Annotated in this window: 13 protein-coding genes; 6 read left to right on the top strand and 7 right to left on the bottom strand. The window is 44.1% G+C overall.

Annotation, left to right across the window (positions count from 1 at the left end):
• Nucleotides 1-4: 4 nt before the first annotated feature.
• Genes FOC32_RS07790 through FOC32_RS07770 form a run of 5 tightly spaced genes read right to left on the bottom strand, consistent with a single transcriptional unit; the run spans nt 5 to nt 7,722 of the window.
• Complete coding sequence (locus FOC32_RS07790; protein WP_175966803.1) at nt 5-1,153, bottom strand: ABC transporter permease; 1,149 nt, start codon at nt 1,151-1,153, stop codon at nt 5-7.
• A gap of 7 nt (nt 1,154-1,160) precedes the next feature.
• The gene (locus FOC32_RS07785; protein WP_004783323.1) at nt 1,161-2,099 is read right to left on the bottom strand and encodes an ABC transporter permease; all 939 of its coding nucleotides are present in this window, start codon (nt 2,097-2,099) and stop codon (nt 1,161-1,163) included.
• Between the two features lie 17 nt (nt 2,100-2,116).
• The gene (locus FOC32_RS07780; protein WP_175966801.1) at nt 2,117-4,120 is read right to left on the bottom strand and encodes a M3 family metallopeptidase; all 2,004 of its coding nucleotides are present in this window, start codon (nt 4,118-4,120) and stop codon (nt 2,117-2,119) included.
• Between the two features lie 19 nt (nt 4,121-4,139).
• Nucleotides 4,140-5,942 carry an ABC transporter substrate-binding protein gene (locus FOC32_RS07775; protein ID WP_175966800.1) on the bottom strand — a complete coding sequence of 601 codons (1,803 nt, stop codon included), beginning with the start codon at nt 5,940-5,942 and terminating at the stop codon, nt 4,140-4,142.
• Between the two features lie 22 nt (nt 5,943-5,964).
• Nucleotides 5,965-7,722: an ABC transporter substrate-binding protein gene (locus tag FOC32_RS07770; protein ID WP_175968167.1), complete on the bottom strand. Its 1,758-nt coding sequence runs from the start codon at nt 7,720-7,722 to the stop codon at nt 5,965-5,967.
• A gap of 724 nt (nt 7,723-8,446) precedes the next feature.
• On the opposite strand from FOC32_RS07770, the gene FOC32_RS07765 reads away from it, so the two are divergent.
• The 5 genes from FOC32_RS07765 to FOC32_RS07745 all read left to right on the top strand — a co-directional run bounded on the left by FOC32_RS07765 (nt 8,447) and on the right by FOC32_RS07745 (nt 13,752).
• Nucleotides 8,447-11,104, top strand: coding sequence for a TonB-dependent receptor (locus FOC32_RS07765; protein ID WP_175966798.1), 2,658 nt, complete (start codon nt 8,447-8,449; stop codon nt 11,102-11,104).
• Between the two features lie 137 nt (nt 11,105-11,241).
• Complete coding sequence (locus FOC32_RS07760; protein ID WP_175966796.1) at nt 11,242-11,946, top strand: energy transducer TonB; 705 nt, start codon at nt 11,242-11,244, stop codon at nt 11,944-11,946.
• Between the two features lie 40 nt (nt 11,947-11,986).
• Entirely contained in the window at nt 11,987-12,871 is an 885-nt protein-coding gene (locus FOC32_RS07755; RefSeq protein ID WP_175966794.1) for a MotA/TolQ/ExbB proton channel family protein, read from the top strand.
• Between the two features lie 15 nt (nt 12,872-12,886).
• Nucleotides 12,887-13,312, top strand: coding sequence for an ExbD/TolR family protein (locus FOC32_RS07750; RefSeq protein ID WP_005234255.1), 426 nt, complete (start codon nt 12,887-12,889; stop codon nt 13,310-13,312).
• Between the two features lie 20 nt (nt 13,313-13,332).
• Nucleotides 13,333-13,752 carry an ExbD/TolR family protein gene (locus tag FOC32_RS07745; RefSeq protein ID WP_004783336.1) on the top strand — a complete coding sequence of 140 codons (420 nt, stop codon included), beginning with the start codon at nt 13,333-13,335 and terminating at the stop codon, nt 13,750-13,752.
• A 54-nt stretch (nt 13,753-13,806) separates the two neighbouring features.
• Here FOC32_RS07745 and ftn read toward each other — a convergent pair whose 3' ends face one another.
• The gene (gene ftn, locus FOC32_RS07740; RefSeq protein WP_175966792.1) at nt 13,807-14,271 is read right to left on the bottom strand and encodes a heteropolymeric bacterioferritin subunit Ftn; all 465 of its coding nucleotides are present in this window, start codon (nt 14,269-14,271) and stop codon (nt 13,807-13,809) included.
• Between the two features lie 338 nt (nt 14,272-14,609).
• On the opposite strand from ftn, the gene FOC32_RS07735 reads away from it, so the two are divergent.
• Nucleotides 14,610-15,677: an SDR family oxidoreductase gene (locus tag FOC32_RS07735; protein ID WP_175966790.1), complete on the top strand. Its 1,068-nt coding sequence runs from the start codon at nt 14,610-14,612 to the stop codon at nt 15,675-15,677.
• Nucleotides 15,678-15,798: 121 nt separating this feature from the next.
• Here the strand turns inward: FOC32_RS07735 and rlmF are convergent, their stop codons facing one another.
• Nucleotides 15,799-16,773 carry a 23S rRNA (adenine(1618)-N(6))-methyltransferase RlmF gene (gene rlmF, locus FOC32_RS07730; RefSeq protein ID WP_104426558.1) on the bottom strand — a complete coding sequence of 325 codons (975 nt, stop codon included), beginning with the start codon at nt 16,771-16,773 and terminating at the stop codon, nt 15,799-15,801.
• Between the last annotated feature and the right edge of the window lie 188 nt (nt 16,774-16,961).

Below are 16,961 nucleotides of genomic sequence, written 5' to 3'. Positions count from 1 at the left end.
GCTCCTATTTCAGTTTTGGATCTAATGCATCACGTAATGCATCAGTAAACATTGAGAAAGCTGTCACCAGTACCGCCATCGCCACCGATGCCGCAGTTAACTGCCACCATTTTCCTAAAATCAGCTCGCTTTGCGCTTCATTCAGCATACTACCCCATGACACTACCCCAATCGGTACGCCAAAGCCTAAGAAGCTCAGAATCACTTCGGACTTGATAAAGGCCACTGCAAGAATAGACATTTGAACCAAAGCGATATGGCTGACATTCGGGAAAATATGCACGAAGATACGGCGCATATTGCTTACCCCAATGGCTTTCGCTGCCAGCACATATTCACGCGCAGTATGCTTCATATATTCAGCACGAACCAAACGGAACACCCCAGTCCAGCCGGTCAGACCCAAAATCAGGATAATCGATAAGATCCCTTTTTGTTGCAGTACTGCTGCAATCGCTAATACAAGCAATAAGTATGGAATAGAAGTAAAGATATTGTAGAACCAGTTCAGGACATCATCGACCCAGCCACCGAAATAACCAGCAATCGCCCCCAGTACCGTACCAATCACCACCGCAACCAGCGCAGCAATCAGGCCAACCAAGATCGAAGTTTCTGCACCTTTAATGGTTTTCAGTAGTACATCCTGACCCCATTTATCTGCACCAAAGAACAGGCTCTGTTTAAGCTCACTACTCTGATCCAGTAACTGACCACCTAATTCCTGATCAATGGCTTTCATATCTTCAGCCAGTGGATCGACTACACCATAATAATCAATCGCACCTGCACCCTGTTCAGCAGCAATTTCTGCTTTTAGTTCAGCAATCACATCTTTTAAAGGATCAACTGGATTAACTGGCACTACGGCAGATTCAGTACTTTGATCTTCACCTGCAGCTCCAGGTACAGACGGTGTATAGATAAAACTTGGGGGTGCATAACTCACCGCCACTTCCTTATTCCAGTCCTTGGCAATCATACCGGTCATGGAAAGCAGAAGCATCAGCAGATAAAACAGCACCACAAATAGGGAGAACATCGCAATGCGGTCACGTTTCAGACGACGCAACGCCAGCTGCCATAATCCGGTTGAAGCAGACTCAGGCACTGCTGAAGCATGTTGCTCTTTTTTAAATATCGCACTCAGCATAATTCACCTACTTCAACTGTACACGTGGATCGACCCATTTATAGATCAGATCGGCAATCAGGTTAAATAACATGGTCGCAGCCGCAACATAGACCGTAATCGCTTTAATCACCGGAAAGTCAGAACGCTCAACTGCGATAATTACTTCACGGCCAATGCCAGGAATACCGAAGAAACGTTCAATCAGGAAAGCACCGATCAGTAAAGCCGGAAGTCCCGCCATGACATCAGTAATGATTGGAATCGAAGCATTGCGCAGTACATGCACGCCCAGAATACGGCTTTCGCCCAGACCTTTGGCACGTGCGGTGCGGACATAATCCTGATTGACTTCATCCAGAACAAAACTGCGGTACAGACGTAAGGTCGGTGCAATACTCACCACCAGCATGATTAATACTGGTAATAGTGCATATTTGAATAAGTTTTCAGTAAAGTTATCGCTCCAGCCCTGTACCGGAAACCAGCTCAGTTCATAAGCCAAGACATACTGGAACACGATGATATATACCAGAATACTGATCGACATACCGATGGTACACAACATCATGATCATGCGGTCAGTCAACGAACCGCGTACTGAAGCTACCCCGAGTGCCAGAATGATTGAAACGATTGTTTGCAGAATCGTGAGTGGAATCAGAATGGTCAGTGATGGCCCCAAACGAGTGGTAATAATCTGGGATACCGACTCACCGGTACTCCAGCTCACGCCATAATCAAAGGTCAAAATCTGCTGGATAAAAATCCAGAGTTGTACGTAATAAGGCTGATCGACCCCGAGCTGCTGGCGGATATTTTCAATCTGCTCAGCATTGGCCATTTTACCGGCCAGGATATAGGCCGGATCTCCTCCGACCCAGTTAAATAACAGGAATATCAGCAGAATCACCCCCAGCATGGTGGGGATCATTTGCCAAATCCTTCGAATAATATATGCCAGCATCGCTTTCCTTCCTTGACTTAATGTCCTGAAATTTCATTAAAGAAAGCTTTGCTGTCCGGTTCGCGGCCCAGAAAATCCTTAACCATCTGATCGCCCGGTTTTTGTCCGCCTTGTGCCAGTACGGTCTCGCGATAATGCATGCCGACTTTCGGATCCATCAGATGATCACCATAAGCGGATAGCATGTCGAGTGCCAGTACTTCTGACCACATATAGCTGTAATAACCCGCCTGATAGCCACCCATCAAGTGTCCGAACTGACCCGGGAATTGCTGACCTGGAACAGAACCCAATGCAGTTTTACTTTCCATATCTTGCCAGAGTTTTAACGGATCAATGCTTTTCGCATCTTTACCGTGCAGGGCCATGTCGTACTGAGCATATAAAGTCTGACGGGCATAATGCAGGCCGCGGCCATAATTTTTCACGTTCTTTAAGCGTTGGGTCATGGCTTCATCAACACGAGGACAAGCTGGTTCACAGTAATCCGCTACTTTAGATAAAGTCTCGAAACGGCGCGCCCACTCTTCATACATTTGTGAAGGTGCTTCAACAAAGTCACGCTCTACCGATGTACCTGACTGCTCGGTATAACGGGTCTTCGATAAAATTCCATGCAGCGCATGACCCATTTCATGCACAAAGGTTTCCAGCTCATTACTGTTCAGACCTTTACGGTTGAAGTTGGTCACCAAAACAGAGACCGGACGGCGATGATTTAAACGGCTGCCACCATAAACGCCCCAGACTGCAGCATGGCCATATTTGCCTTCACGTGGGTATTTATCGACATAAAGTCCGCCCATAAACTCACCGGTGGCTTTATCATGCACGGCATAATATTCGACTTCATCGTGCCAGGCTTTGACTTTTACCGGCTTGAATTCAATCCCATATAATTCGGAAGACACCGCAAATAACCATTTTTGCGCCGCTTCAGTCGGGAAATAATCACGCAGTTTTTCCTGGTCCACCTTATATTTGGCCTGACGCAGTTTTTCACTCCAGTAACCCTGACTCCAGCGCTCAATCTCTGCTTTTTCCAAAGGAATTTTTAAAGTTTCTGCCTTGAACTGACGTAATTCTTCAACATCCTGTTTTTCTAATGGCGCAACTTTGGCATAAACCTCATCCAGAAAACTATTAACTGCTTCTGGGGTTTTGGCCATACGATCTTTTAAGGCAACATAAGCATAGCTGTCTTTATCGAATAGCTGGGCCAGTTCATAACGCAGATCAATGGCCTTTTTCATGTATTCGAGGTTTTTCTCAGTCCCTCGGCGGGTATAGGCAGTCTGATAACGTTTACGTGCTTCATCACTCTCTGCCAGCTCCATAAACGGCTGATATTCCGGATAGTCGAAGCCGAGCAGATAATTGCCCTTTTCATTTTTCTTTAAACCGGCGATATAGCTCGTAGGTAAACCTTTTAGTTCTGCAGCAGTGAATTCAACTTTTTCAGGGTTATCACGTACATTCTTGGAATAGTCCTGTCCCAGTTTGGTGCTTTCTTCAATAATTTCCTTCAAACGCTTCTGCTTCTCTGCGCTGAGTTGTACCCCGGTTTTTTCAAACTGATTCAGAATATCTTTCAGGAATTTTTCATCGACCGGATCTGTGGCTTTCAGTTTCTTGAACTGGGCATACAGTTTTGGACTCTGATACATGGAAGTCAGGTATTTACTGATTTTCAGCTCACAGTCATCTGCTGCCTGACGCAAGGCCGGATCAGGATCGACATTGCTATATAAACCGATAGGTGAAACAAAATCACCGATCGATGCCTGCAATGTATCCCAAGCTGCCAGATAAGGACGGGCTTCAGCCTTATTTTTGATTTTCTGGCTTTCAAATTTCTGGATATCTTTTTGCATTTTATCCAGATTGGCATCACACAATGCCGGAATTTCTGCAGCCTTGAATAAAGGCAAAAGCTGGGTTTGGGTCTCTGCCATGACGGTTTGAGATCCCCCGATCATCGCCAGACAGAGTGTGGTAAATTTCAAGTGTTTTAATGTCATCATCATCTCCAGCTTTTTCTTACTTTTTAGTATCAATATCGATATACATCCATTCTGTAGACAGAATCGGATGGGACTTGTGTCCAATAATATGAGGTTGCGTTAATGCATTACGATAGGTGCTATACAGCATCATGGTTGGCATATTGACCTCTAGAATACGGGTCATTTTGCGATAAACCAGATCCCGTTCAGGACCCGGTGGCATGCTTTGACTCTGTTCATATAAACGGTCATATTCCGCATGCTTAAAGCAGGCATTATTGGTGACATTGACGTTTTTGCCATAGAACAGCTGCATGAAGTTGTCTGCATCCGGATAATCGGCAATCCATGCAGAGCTTTTAAACATGGTTTTACATTGCTTTTCCAGCTTGATGCCTTCAGCAAATGGCATGGCCTTACTGGTCAATTTGATATGAATATTATCTAGGGTCTTTTTCCAGAATTCGCCCTGTTGCTGCCCACGACTGGTATTGGCAGTAATTAGTTCAATCACCAGAGGTTTGCCTTCAGGAGTTCTCCGCCAGCCATCCGCACTGATCTTATAGTTATAGCGATCCAGCAACATGTTGGCTGCCTTGACCGAATAGGGTGTACTGGTTTTATAGGCAGGTGAATAACCTGCAACTCCTGGCGGGATAGGCATGTGCAGTTTTGCACCATCTCCTTTAAGGAGTACGCTAATCATATTTTCAACAGAAAAAGCCATTGCCATCGCACGACGTAAGGCTATTTTTTCTGGTGTAAAACCACCCACTACCGGGTCTTGCATATTCCAGTAATGGTAGTTAATCGATGGCTCCAACATGCGCGACAGCTTGATGCCTTGCTTGGCCAGCTCAGGTTTTAACTTGTCACCATCCAATGCCTGTACGACCAGATCGCCGTCTATTTCCACCAGATCCAGTTCATTTTTCTTAAATGACAACATCCGTGATTGTGCTTCTTCAATCACACGCACATCAATGGTGCCGATTTGAGGCATTTTTTTGCCCTGCATCGCACTGACAATCGCCTGGTCTTCTGCAGTGTTAGCTTTATAGTTCCAGACAAAACCACGGTAAGCCGGATTCGGCTTTAAGATAATGCGTGACCCCGGTGTCCAGCGGTTAAGCACATAAGGCCCTGTACCGACCGGCTTACTCATCACCCAGCCAGCTTTGTCTTTGTACTTTTCGATGACTTCGCGTGCGACTGCGGCAGCCGGACCGTGGGCCAGCAACATCGGAAAGTTCTGATCCGGATTATTCAGCTTGAGTACCAGCGTATAGCGGTCTGGAGTCTGAATGCCTTCAAATGGATTTTCATAGACCTTGCCATTCTTTTTCGCCATGGCTGTCCAAGCTTCCAGCCCTTTGATCCGGCCATCCAGCAACCAGCTATTTGGTGAATTAAGCTTTGGATCTAAGAGACGCTTTAGAGAATAGGCATAGTCATAGGCGGTCAGTTCACGTTTTTTACCACCAAAGACTGGATCATCTGCAAAGTAAATGCCCTTTTTAACTTTAATGGTATAAGTCAAACCGTCTGCACTGACTTGAGGCATATCTACTGCAGTCAATGGCACCAGTTTCGCCGGTGAGGCCAGATAATCATAGGTATATAAGGTTTCGAAAATCGCTGAGTTAATCTTGGCAGAATAACGATCATGGATATAACCGGGGTCGAAACCGGTTTCAGCTGCGGGAAAGACCGTTTTTAAGACTTTATTCGGATTAGCGGGATTAGCAGCCCATGTGGGTGCAGCACCTGCCATCATTAAACTGGCCACTAAGACCCCACTGGCCAGCTTTTTTAAAGCGTTTGTATTCACATTCATACTGGTTCTTAATCTTCTCAAGTTATTTTTTAACAGGCTCAATATCCAGATATTGCCAAACTGCTCTAGTCACCGGATGTGCCTTAAAGCCCTGTACCTGTGGATGAATCAGCCAGTTGCGTACCCGGGTATTGTGCAAAATCCATGGATTATCGGCCTCCATCTGGCGGTTCATCTGCTCATAATATGGAGTGCGTTGCTGAGGCGGCAGTTTCATCGCAGTTTGATACAGCGCGTCATAGGCTTTAGAGGTATAGCAGCTCAGGTTACCTTGCTGGGCATTTGGGCCATACAGCAACTGGGCAAAATTTTCCCCTTCCGGATAATCTGCAATCCAGGCGCCACCCCACATCATGTGTTTGCACTGGGTGGCTTCTTTTAAATTGTCGGCAAAGTTACTGACTTTAAATTCAACTTTTACTCCAATTGCATCCAGGTTCTTTTTCCATAGCTCCGCAGAAATAACGGAAGAGCTTGAGCTGGTCGAGTTCATTTTCAGAACCAATGGTTTACCATCAGGCAAGGTACGGTAACCGTCGGCACCTTTCTTGTAGCCAAAACGATCGAGCAGTTTATTGGCAAGCAATGGGTTGTAGGCAATACTGCTTCTATAATCCGGGTTATATCCACCCACACCTTCAGGAAGAATCATTTCAGCTTTAACAGCATGCCCTTTATATAGCTGCTGGATGGCTTCTTTCTGGTTATAGGACAAGGCAATGGCACGGCGTAGTGCAATTTTTTCCAGTGAGTCCCCACCAATCACCGGATCACGCATATTCATGATGGTATAGGTGATTTCCGGTTCTTTATTTGGATAATGCAGGATGCCTTTTTTCTTATATTCACTTTTTAGCTGTTTATTCTCCAGCGCCTGTTCAGCACCACTTGCAGTCAGTTTGTCATAGTCTAATTGTCCAGATTTTAAGGCCAGCCAGCGCGACTGTTCTTCTTCAATAATGCTGATCTTGACCTTGCCAATTTGCGGCATCTGCTTGCCTTGCATGGCTTTAACAATCCGCTGATCCCACTCTGAACCATCCCCCTTAAAGTTCCAGACAAAACCACGATAATTTGGATTAGCAGTCAGCTCAATGCGGCTACGCGGTACATATTTGTGTAACTGGTATGCCCCTGTTCCGACTGGATGCTGACCTACTCGATCGCCATAATATTCGATGACTTCGCGTGCAGTACCAGCAAAAGCGACATAGGCCAGAATATAAGGAAAGTTCAGGTCTGAACGGGTCAGGGTAATTTGCAAGGTATATTTATCTAGGGCTTTTAAACCGGCAATCGGAGCATCATAGTTAAATTTGCCCGATTTTTTGGCCTGCTGAATGACTTGATCTGCGCCAAGAATTTTACCTTCGATAAAGGAAAAAGAAGGCGAATGGTTTTTTGGATCCATCACCCTTTGCATGGAATAAATATAATCCCGGGCGACCAGTTCACGCTTCTTGCCCTGAAAGACCGGATCCGGACTGAAATAAATTCCTGGCTTGATTTTAAAGGTATAAACTTTGCCATCCTGTTCAACCACGGGCAAAGACTCGGCGGTATTTGGGGCTAAAATCGCAGGCCGAGCCAGATAGTCATAACGCAACAAAGGCTCGAAAATGGCCTCAGCAACGCTACCACTATAAAAATTATAGGTTTTGACCATATCAAAACCATCATCAGGTGCTTCGAAAGCCAGGTTTAAAACTTTATCCGGATGTGCAGATGATTTTGCCCAGGCAGTTTGCCCCGAGCTCATAGCCAAGGCCAAAATCGTCATGCTAAAAAGTGCTGATTTCAAATTTGTACCTATTCTTTATCTTGAAGTTTTATTGCTATAGGAAGTTTTAAATACATCATCCCATATTTGCTTCAATGGATGGGTCAAAGCTGGACAGATGGAATAAACTGAACAAAGCGAATTTCATGCCATCCTTGCAAAAAATAGGGATTTCTTCCTGTTTTTAACTGAAAAAGTTTATTTTTATTAATTATTTAAAATATTATGAATAACATAATATTTTCCATGCATCATTAATTAAATTTTTATCCTTAAAATTCTCACTAAAGTTTATTTCGCACAAAAATAACTCAACCCTGTTTCATCTTATTGCACTATTGTATACCTTTAGGTAAACAAAAAATAAACATAAGTATCTGTATTTTAAATAATTTAATTTTAAAAAATATTGTATATTTTATGTAAAAATTATGCACCATGATTAAACTTTATTCAATTTCCCTCTCATTTTTGGACTACTTTCTTATTCATTAAATATTTATTTATTGCTTTGACAGGGGTCTCACTTCCTTCTTTCTTCAGATTCTATACACAGATTTCTTAATTTTTCTTCAGTATTTCTCGGCCAGCTCAAACTAAATTCAATTAAATTATTATTTTTCAATTATTTAAAAATATAAAAATATAAAATTTTATAAGTTGGCATTCGCCTTGCTTAGATCAACCCAGCACTACTTCACATAACAAAAGGGTGAAATTTACGATGAAAAAAAATAAATTAGTCGGATCTATGGGGGCTCCAACCGTCAGCAAAAGACTACTCAAGTTAAGCGCACTCAGCTTAAGTATGATGTGTCTGCCGCTGGCCCATGCCGAAGAAGCTGCATCTGCTGAACAGCCAACTAAAGTTCAGAAAGTTACAGTGACGGGTTCATCAATCAAGGGGGTCGCTGCACAAAGTTCTTCACCAATCACCGTTATCAAAGGTGAAGATCTTGCGAACCAGGGTGTAAGTACTGTTGAAGAAGCCTTAGTGAAAGTCAGCGCGAACCAGGCAGGTTTCTCTACTGCTCAAAACGTAGGTGCAAGTAATACTTCAGGTTCGACAGCCAACTTACGTGGTCTAGGCTCAGACAAAACACTTGTGCTTTTAAATGGCCGTCGTCTTGCCTATAGTGCATTTAGTACAGATAGTACGAACTTAAACATCATCCCTATGGCGATGATTGACCGTATTGAGATTTTACGTGATGGTGCTTCTGCAGTTTATGGTGCAGATGCGATTGCGGGGGTAATCAACTTCATCACCAAATCTGAATACAATGGCTTAGGCGTTACCGGAGCCTTACATGAAACCGAACATTCAGGTGGTGAGAAACGACAAGCTGCGATCTTCGGTGGTTTCGGTGACCTGGATGAAAATGGCTTTAACGTCATGGGTGTCTTGGACTACCGTAAATCTAACCAGATCCATGCTCAACAGCGTAAAGTCAGCCGCCGTGGTGGTGTAATTCCTGAATTAGGTATTGATGCTGGCTCTGCAAGCGGCTTCCCGGCAAACATCTATGATCCAACCACTGGTTATTTAGGTAACCCATACCCAGATGACTGTAATAATGTTCCATGGTCTTCTCCAGATGACGGCTTCTGTTATCTAAATACGCAGGCTTTAATTGCGATCAAACCACAGGTTGAAACACTATCTGCATTAGGTAAAGGGACATTCAAGCTTAATGATTCATTAAATGCGGTTGGTGAATACGTGTTTACACGTTCTGAAGTATCCACTTCAATTGCACCAGACGTTTATGGCCGTACCGTGACTTTACCTTCAAGCAGCCAATACTATCCAGGTAATGGTATTACTCCGGCTATTACAGATGGCGAGTTAAGCGGTGATCCACTTCAACTTTACCTCCGTTCTCAGGCAGGTAACCGTCAAAGTATGTCAACCAATGACTCACACCGCTTCTTTGCAGGTATTGAAGGTGAGGCATTAGGCTGGGATATCAACGCAGGCGTGTCATACGCGAAAAGCGAAGCAACTGATGAATTTACAGGTGGTTACTTACACCGTAGCAACCTGCAAACTGCATTGAATGAAGGTCGTATCAACCCATTCGGTCCAGCACGTCCAGGCGATACCCCTTGGGAATCATTTGTGATTAATGGCGAAACTAACATCGCCTCTTTAGAGTCTACAACTGCAGACTTTACGATCAGTCGTCCAATTTTTGAATTACCTGCAGGTGATGTTGGCTTTGCCTTCGGTGGTAGCTTCACGACTCAGGACTGGGAAGCGAAAGTAAACTCTGAAATCGTGGCTCAAGTACCAGGTTCTGGTATTGACCCGAGCAAACCAATCAGTAAGGGTGATCGTGACATCACAGCATTCTTTACTGAATTCCAGATCCCAATCTTGCCAAGTCTGGAAGCTCAAATTGCTGCCCGTTATGATGACTATAGCGACTTCGGTGATACCTTCAACCCGAAAGTTGGTCTACGTTGGGAACCAATGAAGGAAGTCATGTTCCGTGCATCTTATAGCACCGGTTTCCGTGCACCAAGCTTGTACGAAATCAACGCGCCAATCAGTGAAACCTGGACAGGTGCGAAATACAATGACCCTGTGTTATGTCCAGGTGGCACGCCAGTCGAACCTAAATATCAGGTTGAATGTAATACCCAGTTTAAGCGTACCCAAGGTGGTTCACCTGACCTGCAACCAGAAGAATCTACATCATTCACTGCTGGTTTAGTATTTGAACCAATCAAAAACCTGGTTTTCACTGCTGACTACTTCAATATCGAGATCGATGGTCTGGTAGGTACAGTGGGTGAATCATCAATCTTTGATAATCCAGACCTTTATGCAGACCGTTTCATACGTGATAGTGAAGGCCGTATCCAGCACATCCGTACTACCCTGATGAACTCTGGCGGTTTAAAAACTTCAGGTGTAGACCTGAGCCTGAACTACCTGACACCTAAAACATCTACTGGTCGTTTCGGTTTCGGTATTGATGGTACTTACGTGATCAATCTGGACTACCAAAGTGAACCAGGCGGTGAATGGTCTGGTCTGGTAGGCAAATATGAAGACCCGGCAGTAGTTCGCTGGAAACATGTTGCCAACCTGAACTGGTCTTATGAAGACTGGAAAATGATCTTTGAACAACAGTTCACTCGTGGTTATGAAGACTACTCTGGCGAGCGTGATGTGGGTGACTACACACTTTATAACTTCGCAACAACTTATAAAGGCTTCAAAAACCTGGAGTTGACTGGCGGTATCCTCAACATCTTTGATGAAGAGCCTGCTGCATCTGATGTTCTGGATAACTTCCAATACGGTTATGACCCTCGTTACTCAGATCCTACAGGTCGTACTTATTACATCCGTGGTACTTACAAATTCTAAGACAAGCTTTCTGCAAATACAGCGTCATGCTGTATTTGCAGTATTCATATCATTTTAGCCAAACAAAAAATAATGCAGCTACATCAGCTTTGAAATAAACCGTTATTTCTTGTTTGTCTTAAATTCCAGGAGTCATGATGAGCACAACGTTTGAAGACATAGAAAAAAGCTCCGCCAAAAAATTGACTGGAATTGGTGTCGTGATTTTCTTGCATATCCTGGTGGGCCTGGTGCTAATGGCAGGTATGGCAAAAGACATCATCAAACCGTCAGAAGAACCGGTTGAATTGATGATTATTCAGGATATTAAACCACCAGAACCAGAGCCACCTAAGGAAACCCCACCTGAGCCACCTAAAATTGTAGAAAAAGTGGCACAGGTTCCTGAGGTTAAACCAGTAGAAAAAGTGGTTCCAGTACAGAAAACACAGCCTACGCCAACCGTCACTCAACCGGTTGCAGAACCAACGCCTGTAGCTGCAGCAACACCATCCCCAAGTCCGGTGGCTGCACCAGCCCCAGTTGTTGCAGCAGCGCCTGCTGCTCCACCGCAACCAACTGGCGTTACACGTGGCGTATCTCAAGGTGAAGCGGGTTGTAAGCGTCCAGATTACCCGCGCGATGCATTAATGAATGAAGAGCAAGGTAATGTGCTGATCTCTGTCTTTGTGAATACCGACGGCAAAGTGAAAGATGCCAAAGTGAAAAAATCCAGTGGCAGCCGTTCTCTCGACCGTGCAGCGTCCAAGGCTTTCAGCTTATGTACCTTCAAACCTGCAATGAAAAATGGTGAACCACAAGAATCTTGGTACGACATTCCCTACGAATTTATCTTGGACTGATCCAGACAACAGATTAAAAAACAAAATGAGGAGATTCATTATGAAAAACGCACGATACACTTTAAAAAATATCACTGCTGCAAGTGTCATTGCGGCAAGTACTTTACTACCTTTGCAAACCGTATTTGCTGAAGAATCCCCTACACCTGCAACGACCGTCACTGAAACGGCAACCACAACTCCTGCGACTGTCGCTGAGCCTACACCGCCAGCACCTGCTGCAGCTGAAAAACCTGCCAGCAACCCTTATGGTCTGGAAGCCATGTGGAAAGAAGGTGACATGGTGTCTAAAGTGACCCTGTTCATTCTGGTGATCATGTCAATCGGTACCTGGTACATCATGATCACCAAGTGCTTGCAACAAGGCAAGATTCGCAAACAGGCCAAAGAAGCAGAACATCAGTTCTGGGAATCTTCTTCATTGGACAATGCAGCGCAAAATCTGGATGAAGCCAGCGTATATCGTTTTATCGCTGAAAAAGGCATCAAGTCAACCAAAAACCATGGCGGCACTTTACTTGAACGTATCGACTTTAATACTTGGGTTACGATTTCTATTTCACGCGCAGTCGACAAGATTCAAAGCCATCTGAGTGGTGGTCTGGCATTCCTTGCTACAGTCGGTTCTACTGCACCTTTCGTAGGTCTGTTTGGTACCGTTTGGGGCATTTACCATGCACTGACTGCTATTGGTATCTCCGGTCAGGCATCAATTGATAAAGTTGCTGGTCCGGTCGGTGAAGCACTGATCATGACTGCAATCGGTCTGGCAGTGGCAGTTCCTGCAGTACTTGGCTACAACTGGTTAACTCGCCGTAATAAAGCGGTGATGGAAGAAGTTCGTACCTTCGGTTCTGACCTGCATGCTGTACTACTGAGCGGCGAAATCAGCTCAAACAATCCTGTTCACCGCGACACAAAATAAAAATGGGGGTCAACCATGGGAATGATGGTCAATTCAAACGACAGCGATGATGAGGTCATTGGTACCATTAATACCACGCCTCTGGTTGATGTGATGCTAGTACTGCTGATTATCTTTCTGATTACAGTACCGGTTGCAATTCATACCGTACCGGTCGATCTGCCTGAAGAACGTAATGTCCCGTATGAAACCAAGCCGGAAAATATCCAGCTGGCAGTCAATAAAAATGGCGATATCTTCTGGAATGAATCCTATATTCCGGACAAGGCAATTTTACTGACCCGTTTACAGGCAGAAGCCCAGAAACGTCCTCAGCCTGAAGTGCATATTCGCGGTGATCAAAGAACAGCTTTTGAAGCGATTGATCAGGTCATCAGTACTACCCAGCAAGCAGGTATTGGCAAGATTGCATTTGTCACGACCCCGCCCGCTTCACCTTAAGATTGAGGGAGAATCCAGTTATGGGAATGAATGTTGGCTCAAATCAAGATGATGATGTAATGCTGGACGTCAACATGACACCATTGATTGATGTCATGCTGGTCTTACTGATTATGTTTATTATCACTATTCCGTTGCCGAATAATTCGATTAATATCAACCTGCCGAATGGTACACCACCACCGACTGAGGAAAAACCGCCAGAGATTGTGAATTTACGTCTTGATGCTCAAGGCCAGATCTTCTGGAATGATCAGCCGGTGGCGAATGCCCAAGCGCTAGAAGCCTTATTCAAGACCGTGGCGCAAAAAGCCGATCAGGATCAGATTAAAATCAAGGCTGATCGTGCAACTGAATACAAGCATATCGCGATGGTGATGGCTGCGGCTCAGCGTCTGGAAGTAAAAAAAATCGGAATTGTCAGCAACAACAATTCTTAAGTCTACAGAATCAAAAAAACCCAGCATCTGCTGGGTTTTTTATTATTCAATATCTTACATTTGTGACTGGATATAGTTTTGCAGACCAATCAGCTCAATCAAACGTAACTGTTTTTCTAACCAGTAAGTATGGTCTTCTTCCGTATCTGACATTTGCTGGCGCAGCATGTCACGGGTCACATAATCGCCCTTCTCTTCACAAAGTTTTACCCCTTGAGCCAGCTTTTCACGGACATGATACTCAAGCTTCAGGTCAGCTTTCAGGCAGGTCACCACATTTTCACCAACTTCGATGTCATCACGCTGCATATTTGGCGTACTTTCAAGGAACAGGACACGACGAATCAGGGCATCTGCATGCTGTGCTTCTTCCTGCATTTCATGGTCGATGCGTTCAAAGATTTTCGTCAGACCCCAATCTTCATACATACGAGAGTGAATCAGGTATTGATCACGAGCAGCCAGTTCGCCACCGATCAGCATATTTAAATAATCTACGACTTCTGGATTACCGCGCATTTGAATTACTCCCTGCTTTTATCATCCTATTATGGAGAAAAGATTTTTGATTTGCAAAAGCAAAATTATGGTAAATGTCTGATTTTTATATAATTAAAATGAGAAGCACTTGCATTTACGCTCTCTATTCGGACAATTCCCATTTATAAAACAACATCTTGCATTTTTCGTTCCGTTTTTATTCAATCCAGCAAGCTGGAATATTCAAACGTTAATTTTTGTAAATATTAATAAGCACTTATCTTGTTGTTTATTTTTATTTTGGACTCACCTGTTTAGCCTGGTTCATGCATAATTGTGCCTACGATGAAAGAAGTTAAAACAACAACGGTTTAAATATGACATTACAACATAGCACAGCACCTGTTCTGGTCACCGGCGCATCTGGCTATATCGCCAGTTGGGTCATCCAGAAACTTTTGAAACAAGGTTATACCGTACATGCCACTGTACGTGATCTGAATAAAACACAGAGTTATACGCACCTAGAACAAATTGCAGACAGCAGCCCGGGGATCCTAAAGCTGTTTGAAGCCAACTTGCTCAAGCCCGGTTCTTTTGATGCGGCCATGGAAGGTTGTGAAATTGTCTTTCATATGGCCTCGCCTTTTGTGGTCACCAATTATAAGGATGCGCTTAAAGACATTATTGAACCAGCAATTCTGGGCACGCAAAATGTGCTGAATAGTGCCAATAAAACTGAATCCGTCAAACGTGTGATTGTCACCTCAAGTATTGCCTCAACATATGGCGATGCGATTGATATTTTGCAAACCGAGCACACCAGTTTTGATGAATCTCACTGGAATACCACCAGTTCAGAAACCCATCAGCCTTATCCGTATTCCAAAGTCATGGCAGAACGCAAAGCTTGGGAAATGGCGGAAGCGCAGGATCGCTGGGACCTGATCTGTATCAATCCGGCACTGGTCTTTGGGGAATCCTTAACGCCTAATACTCAATCAGGCAGTGTGGAAGTTCTGCAACAGTTTGCCAATGGCATGACTTTACTCGGCGTTCCACCGATGTGGAATGGTGTGGTGGATGTTCAGGATGTTGCTGAAGCCCATATCCGTGCCGCCTTTAATCCGGAAGCGCATGACCGTTATATTATCTGTAGTGAGACTTTAAGCCTGCTAGAAATGGGTAAAATCCTGCGTGAAGCCTTTGGTCCTAAATTCCCGTTCCCGCGCAACCAGTTGCCAAAAACGGCTTTCAAGATTTTTGGTCCTCTGGCCGGCTTTAGCCGCAAGTTTGTTGAACTCAATATGGGTTATCCAATTTTCTTTAATGCCCAAAAAAGTAAGGATGAACTCGGTCTGGAATATCGTCCGGTGAAAGAAAGTCTGGTCGAACATTTCCAGCAATTGCTGGATGATGGTGTGGTGAAAAAATATATTCCTTAACCGTACTCGCTCAAACCTGATCTGACAGTGACCGACTTTTTATTGTGTCTGTCAGATTTAGTTTGAGCTTATGCATCAAGTCATTTATCGGCAAGCTTATGACGACTGCTTAAAAATCTACTTAAGCAGAAGTCCAACGCGCATTTTTCCACGCTTGCTGTTGCTTTACATCTAGAAAAGTCCAAGCTACAAAACGACTCTCTTTTTGCCCCTGGGTCATTTTAATGGTTTTTACATCCACTGCACCGCACTTACGCAAGGTATTTAACAGCATAGGCAATGTGGTTTTCTTAGAAACCAGTGTACTAAACCAAAGACATTGCTCAGCAAACTGTGTGCTCTCTTGTACCATCTGGCAAACAAAGCGTTCTTCTCCACCGTCACACCACAGCTCGTTCTTTTGTCCACCAAAGTTTAACACCACTTTAGACCGATCAACCGGTTTGCCAAGTTTGCGTAATTTTTGCGTTGCTGTGGCATTTGCTTCATCTTGCGAAGCATGAAATGGTGGGTTACACAGGGTCAAATCAAAACGATCTGAAGGTTTAATCACCCCTTTGAAAATATTGCTCGGTGTCTTTTGCAATCGAATCTGAATCCCCTTCCTGAGATTCGGATTTGCCTCCACAATAAATTGTGCACTTTTCACCGATGCCGAATGAATGTCTGAGCCAACAAATTTCCAACCATAACTACGATGCCCAATGATCGGATAAATACAGTTCGCCCCTACCCCAATATCTAATACGTGAACGGCGTGTCCTGTTGGAATCTGACCTTTATTATTATCACTTAACAAGTCCGCCAAATAGTGAATATAGTCGGCTCGACCTGGAATCGGTGGGCAAAGATAATCTTGAGGAATATCCCAATATTGAATGCCGTAAAAATGCTTGAGCAATGCTTTATTGAGCATTTTCACAGCTTGAGGATCAGAAAAGTTGACTGAAAGATCGTTATATTGATTCGGGCTGACAAAAGGCGCAAGTTCCGGACAAGTCTTGATAAGCTCAGGAAAATCATAACGACTGCGATGCAGATTTCGTGCATGTAATTGCGATTTTTGTTGCGGAAAAGATTTCTTTGCTTGCGCCATGTGTATGCCAATCATCAACGGGAGAATAGAATCAATCAGGCAGGATCTATACCTGCAAATGAATCGATATTGTACGTGAATTCAACTTACATTGCCGAACCCGTCCTTGTATTTGTCTATCCTCCCCTCTCATTCACCTATAGTTTTGAATTAGCAATAAAAAAGACACCTTAAGATTCATCATCCTG

This window comes from Acinetobacter sp. FDAARGOS_724 (assembly GCF_013364475.1).
GTDB classification, from domain to species: domain Bacteria; phylum Pseudomonadota; class Gammaproteobacteria; order Pseudomonadales; family Moraxellaceae; genus Acinetobacter; species Acinetobacter variabilis.
The sequence above is the reverse complement of the archived record's forward strand: the minus strand, read 5'-3'. Positions and strand labels throughout refer to the sequence as shown.

Excerpts from the sequence above, each read along its gene's own strand:
- FOC32_RS07745 (WP_004783336.1), top strand. The coding sequence starts at position 13,333 with ATGGGAATGAATGTTGGCTCAAATCAAGATGATGATGTAATGCTGGAC.
- FOC32_RS07790 (WP_175966803.1), bottom strand. The coding sequence starts at position 1,153 with ATGCTGAGTGCGATATTTAAAAAAGAGCAACATGCTTCAGCAGTGCCT.
- FOC32_RS07785 (WP_004783323.1), bottom strand. The coding sequence starts at position 2,099 with ATGCTGGCATATATTATTCGAAGGATTTGGCAAATGATCCCCACCATG.
- FOC32_RS07750 (WP_005234255.1), top strand. The coding sequence starts at position 12,887 with ATGGGAATGATGGTCAATTCAAACGACAGCGATGATGAGGTCATTGGT.
- FOC32_RS07770 (WP_175968167.1), bottom strand. The coding sequence starts at position 7,722 with ATGACGATTTTGGCCTTGGCTATGAGCTCGGGGCAAACTGCCTGGGCA.
- ftn (WP_175966792.1), bottom strand. The coding sequence starts at position 14,271 with ATGCGCGGTAATCCAGAAGTCGTAGATTATTTAAATATGCTGATCGGT.
- FOC32_RS07735 (WP_175966790.1), top strand. The coding sequence starts at position 14,610 with ATGACATTACAACATAGCACAGCACCTGTTCTGGTCACCGGCGCATCT.
- FOC32_RS07765 (WP_175966798.1), top strand. The coding sequence starts at position 8,447 with ATGAAAAAAAATAAATTAGTCGGATCTATGGGGGCTCCAACCGTCAGC.
- FOC32_RS07775 (WP_175966800.1), bottom strand. The coding sequence starts at position 5,942 with ATGAATGTGAATACAAACGCTTTAAAAAAGCTGGCCAGTGGGGTCTTA.
- FOC32_RS07760 (WP_175966796.1), top strand. The coding sequence starts at position 11,242 with ATGAGCACAACGTTTGAAGACATAGAAAAAAGCTCCGCCAAAAAATTG.
- FOC32_RS07755 (WP_175966794.1), top strand. The coding sequence starts at position 11,987 with ATGAAAAACGCACGATACACTTTAAAAAATATCACTGCTGCAAGTGTC.
- rlmF (WP_104426558.1), bottom strand. The coding sequence starts at position 16,773 with ATGGCGCAAGCAAAGAAATCTTTTCCGCAACAAAAATCGCAATTACAT.
- FOC32_RS07780 (WP_175966801.1), bottom strand. The coding sequence starts at position 4,120 with ATGACATTAAAACACTTGAAATTTACCACACTCTGTCTGGCGATGATC.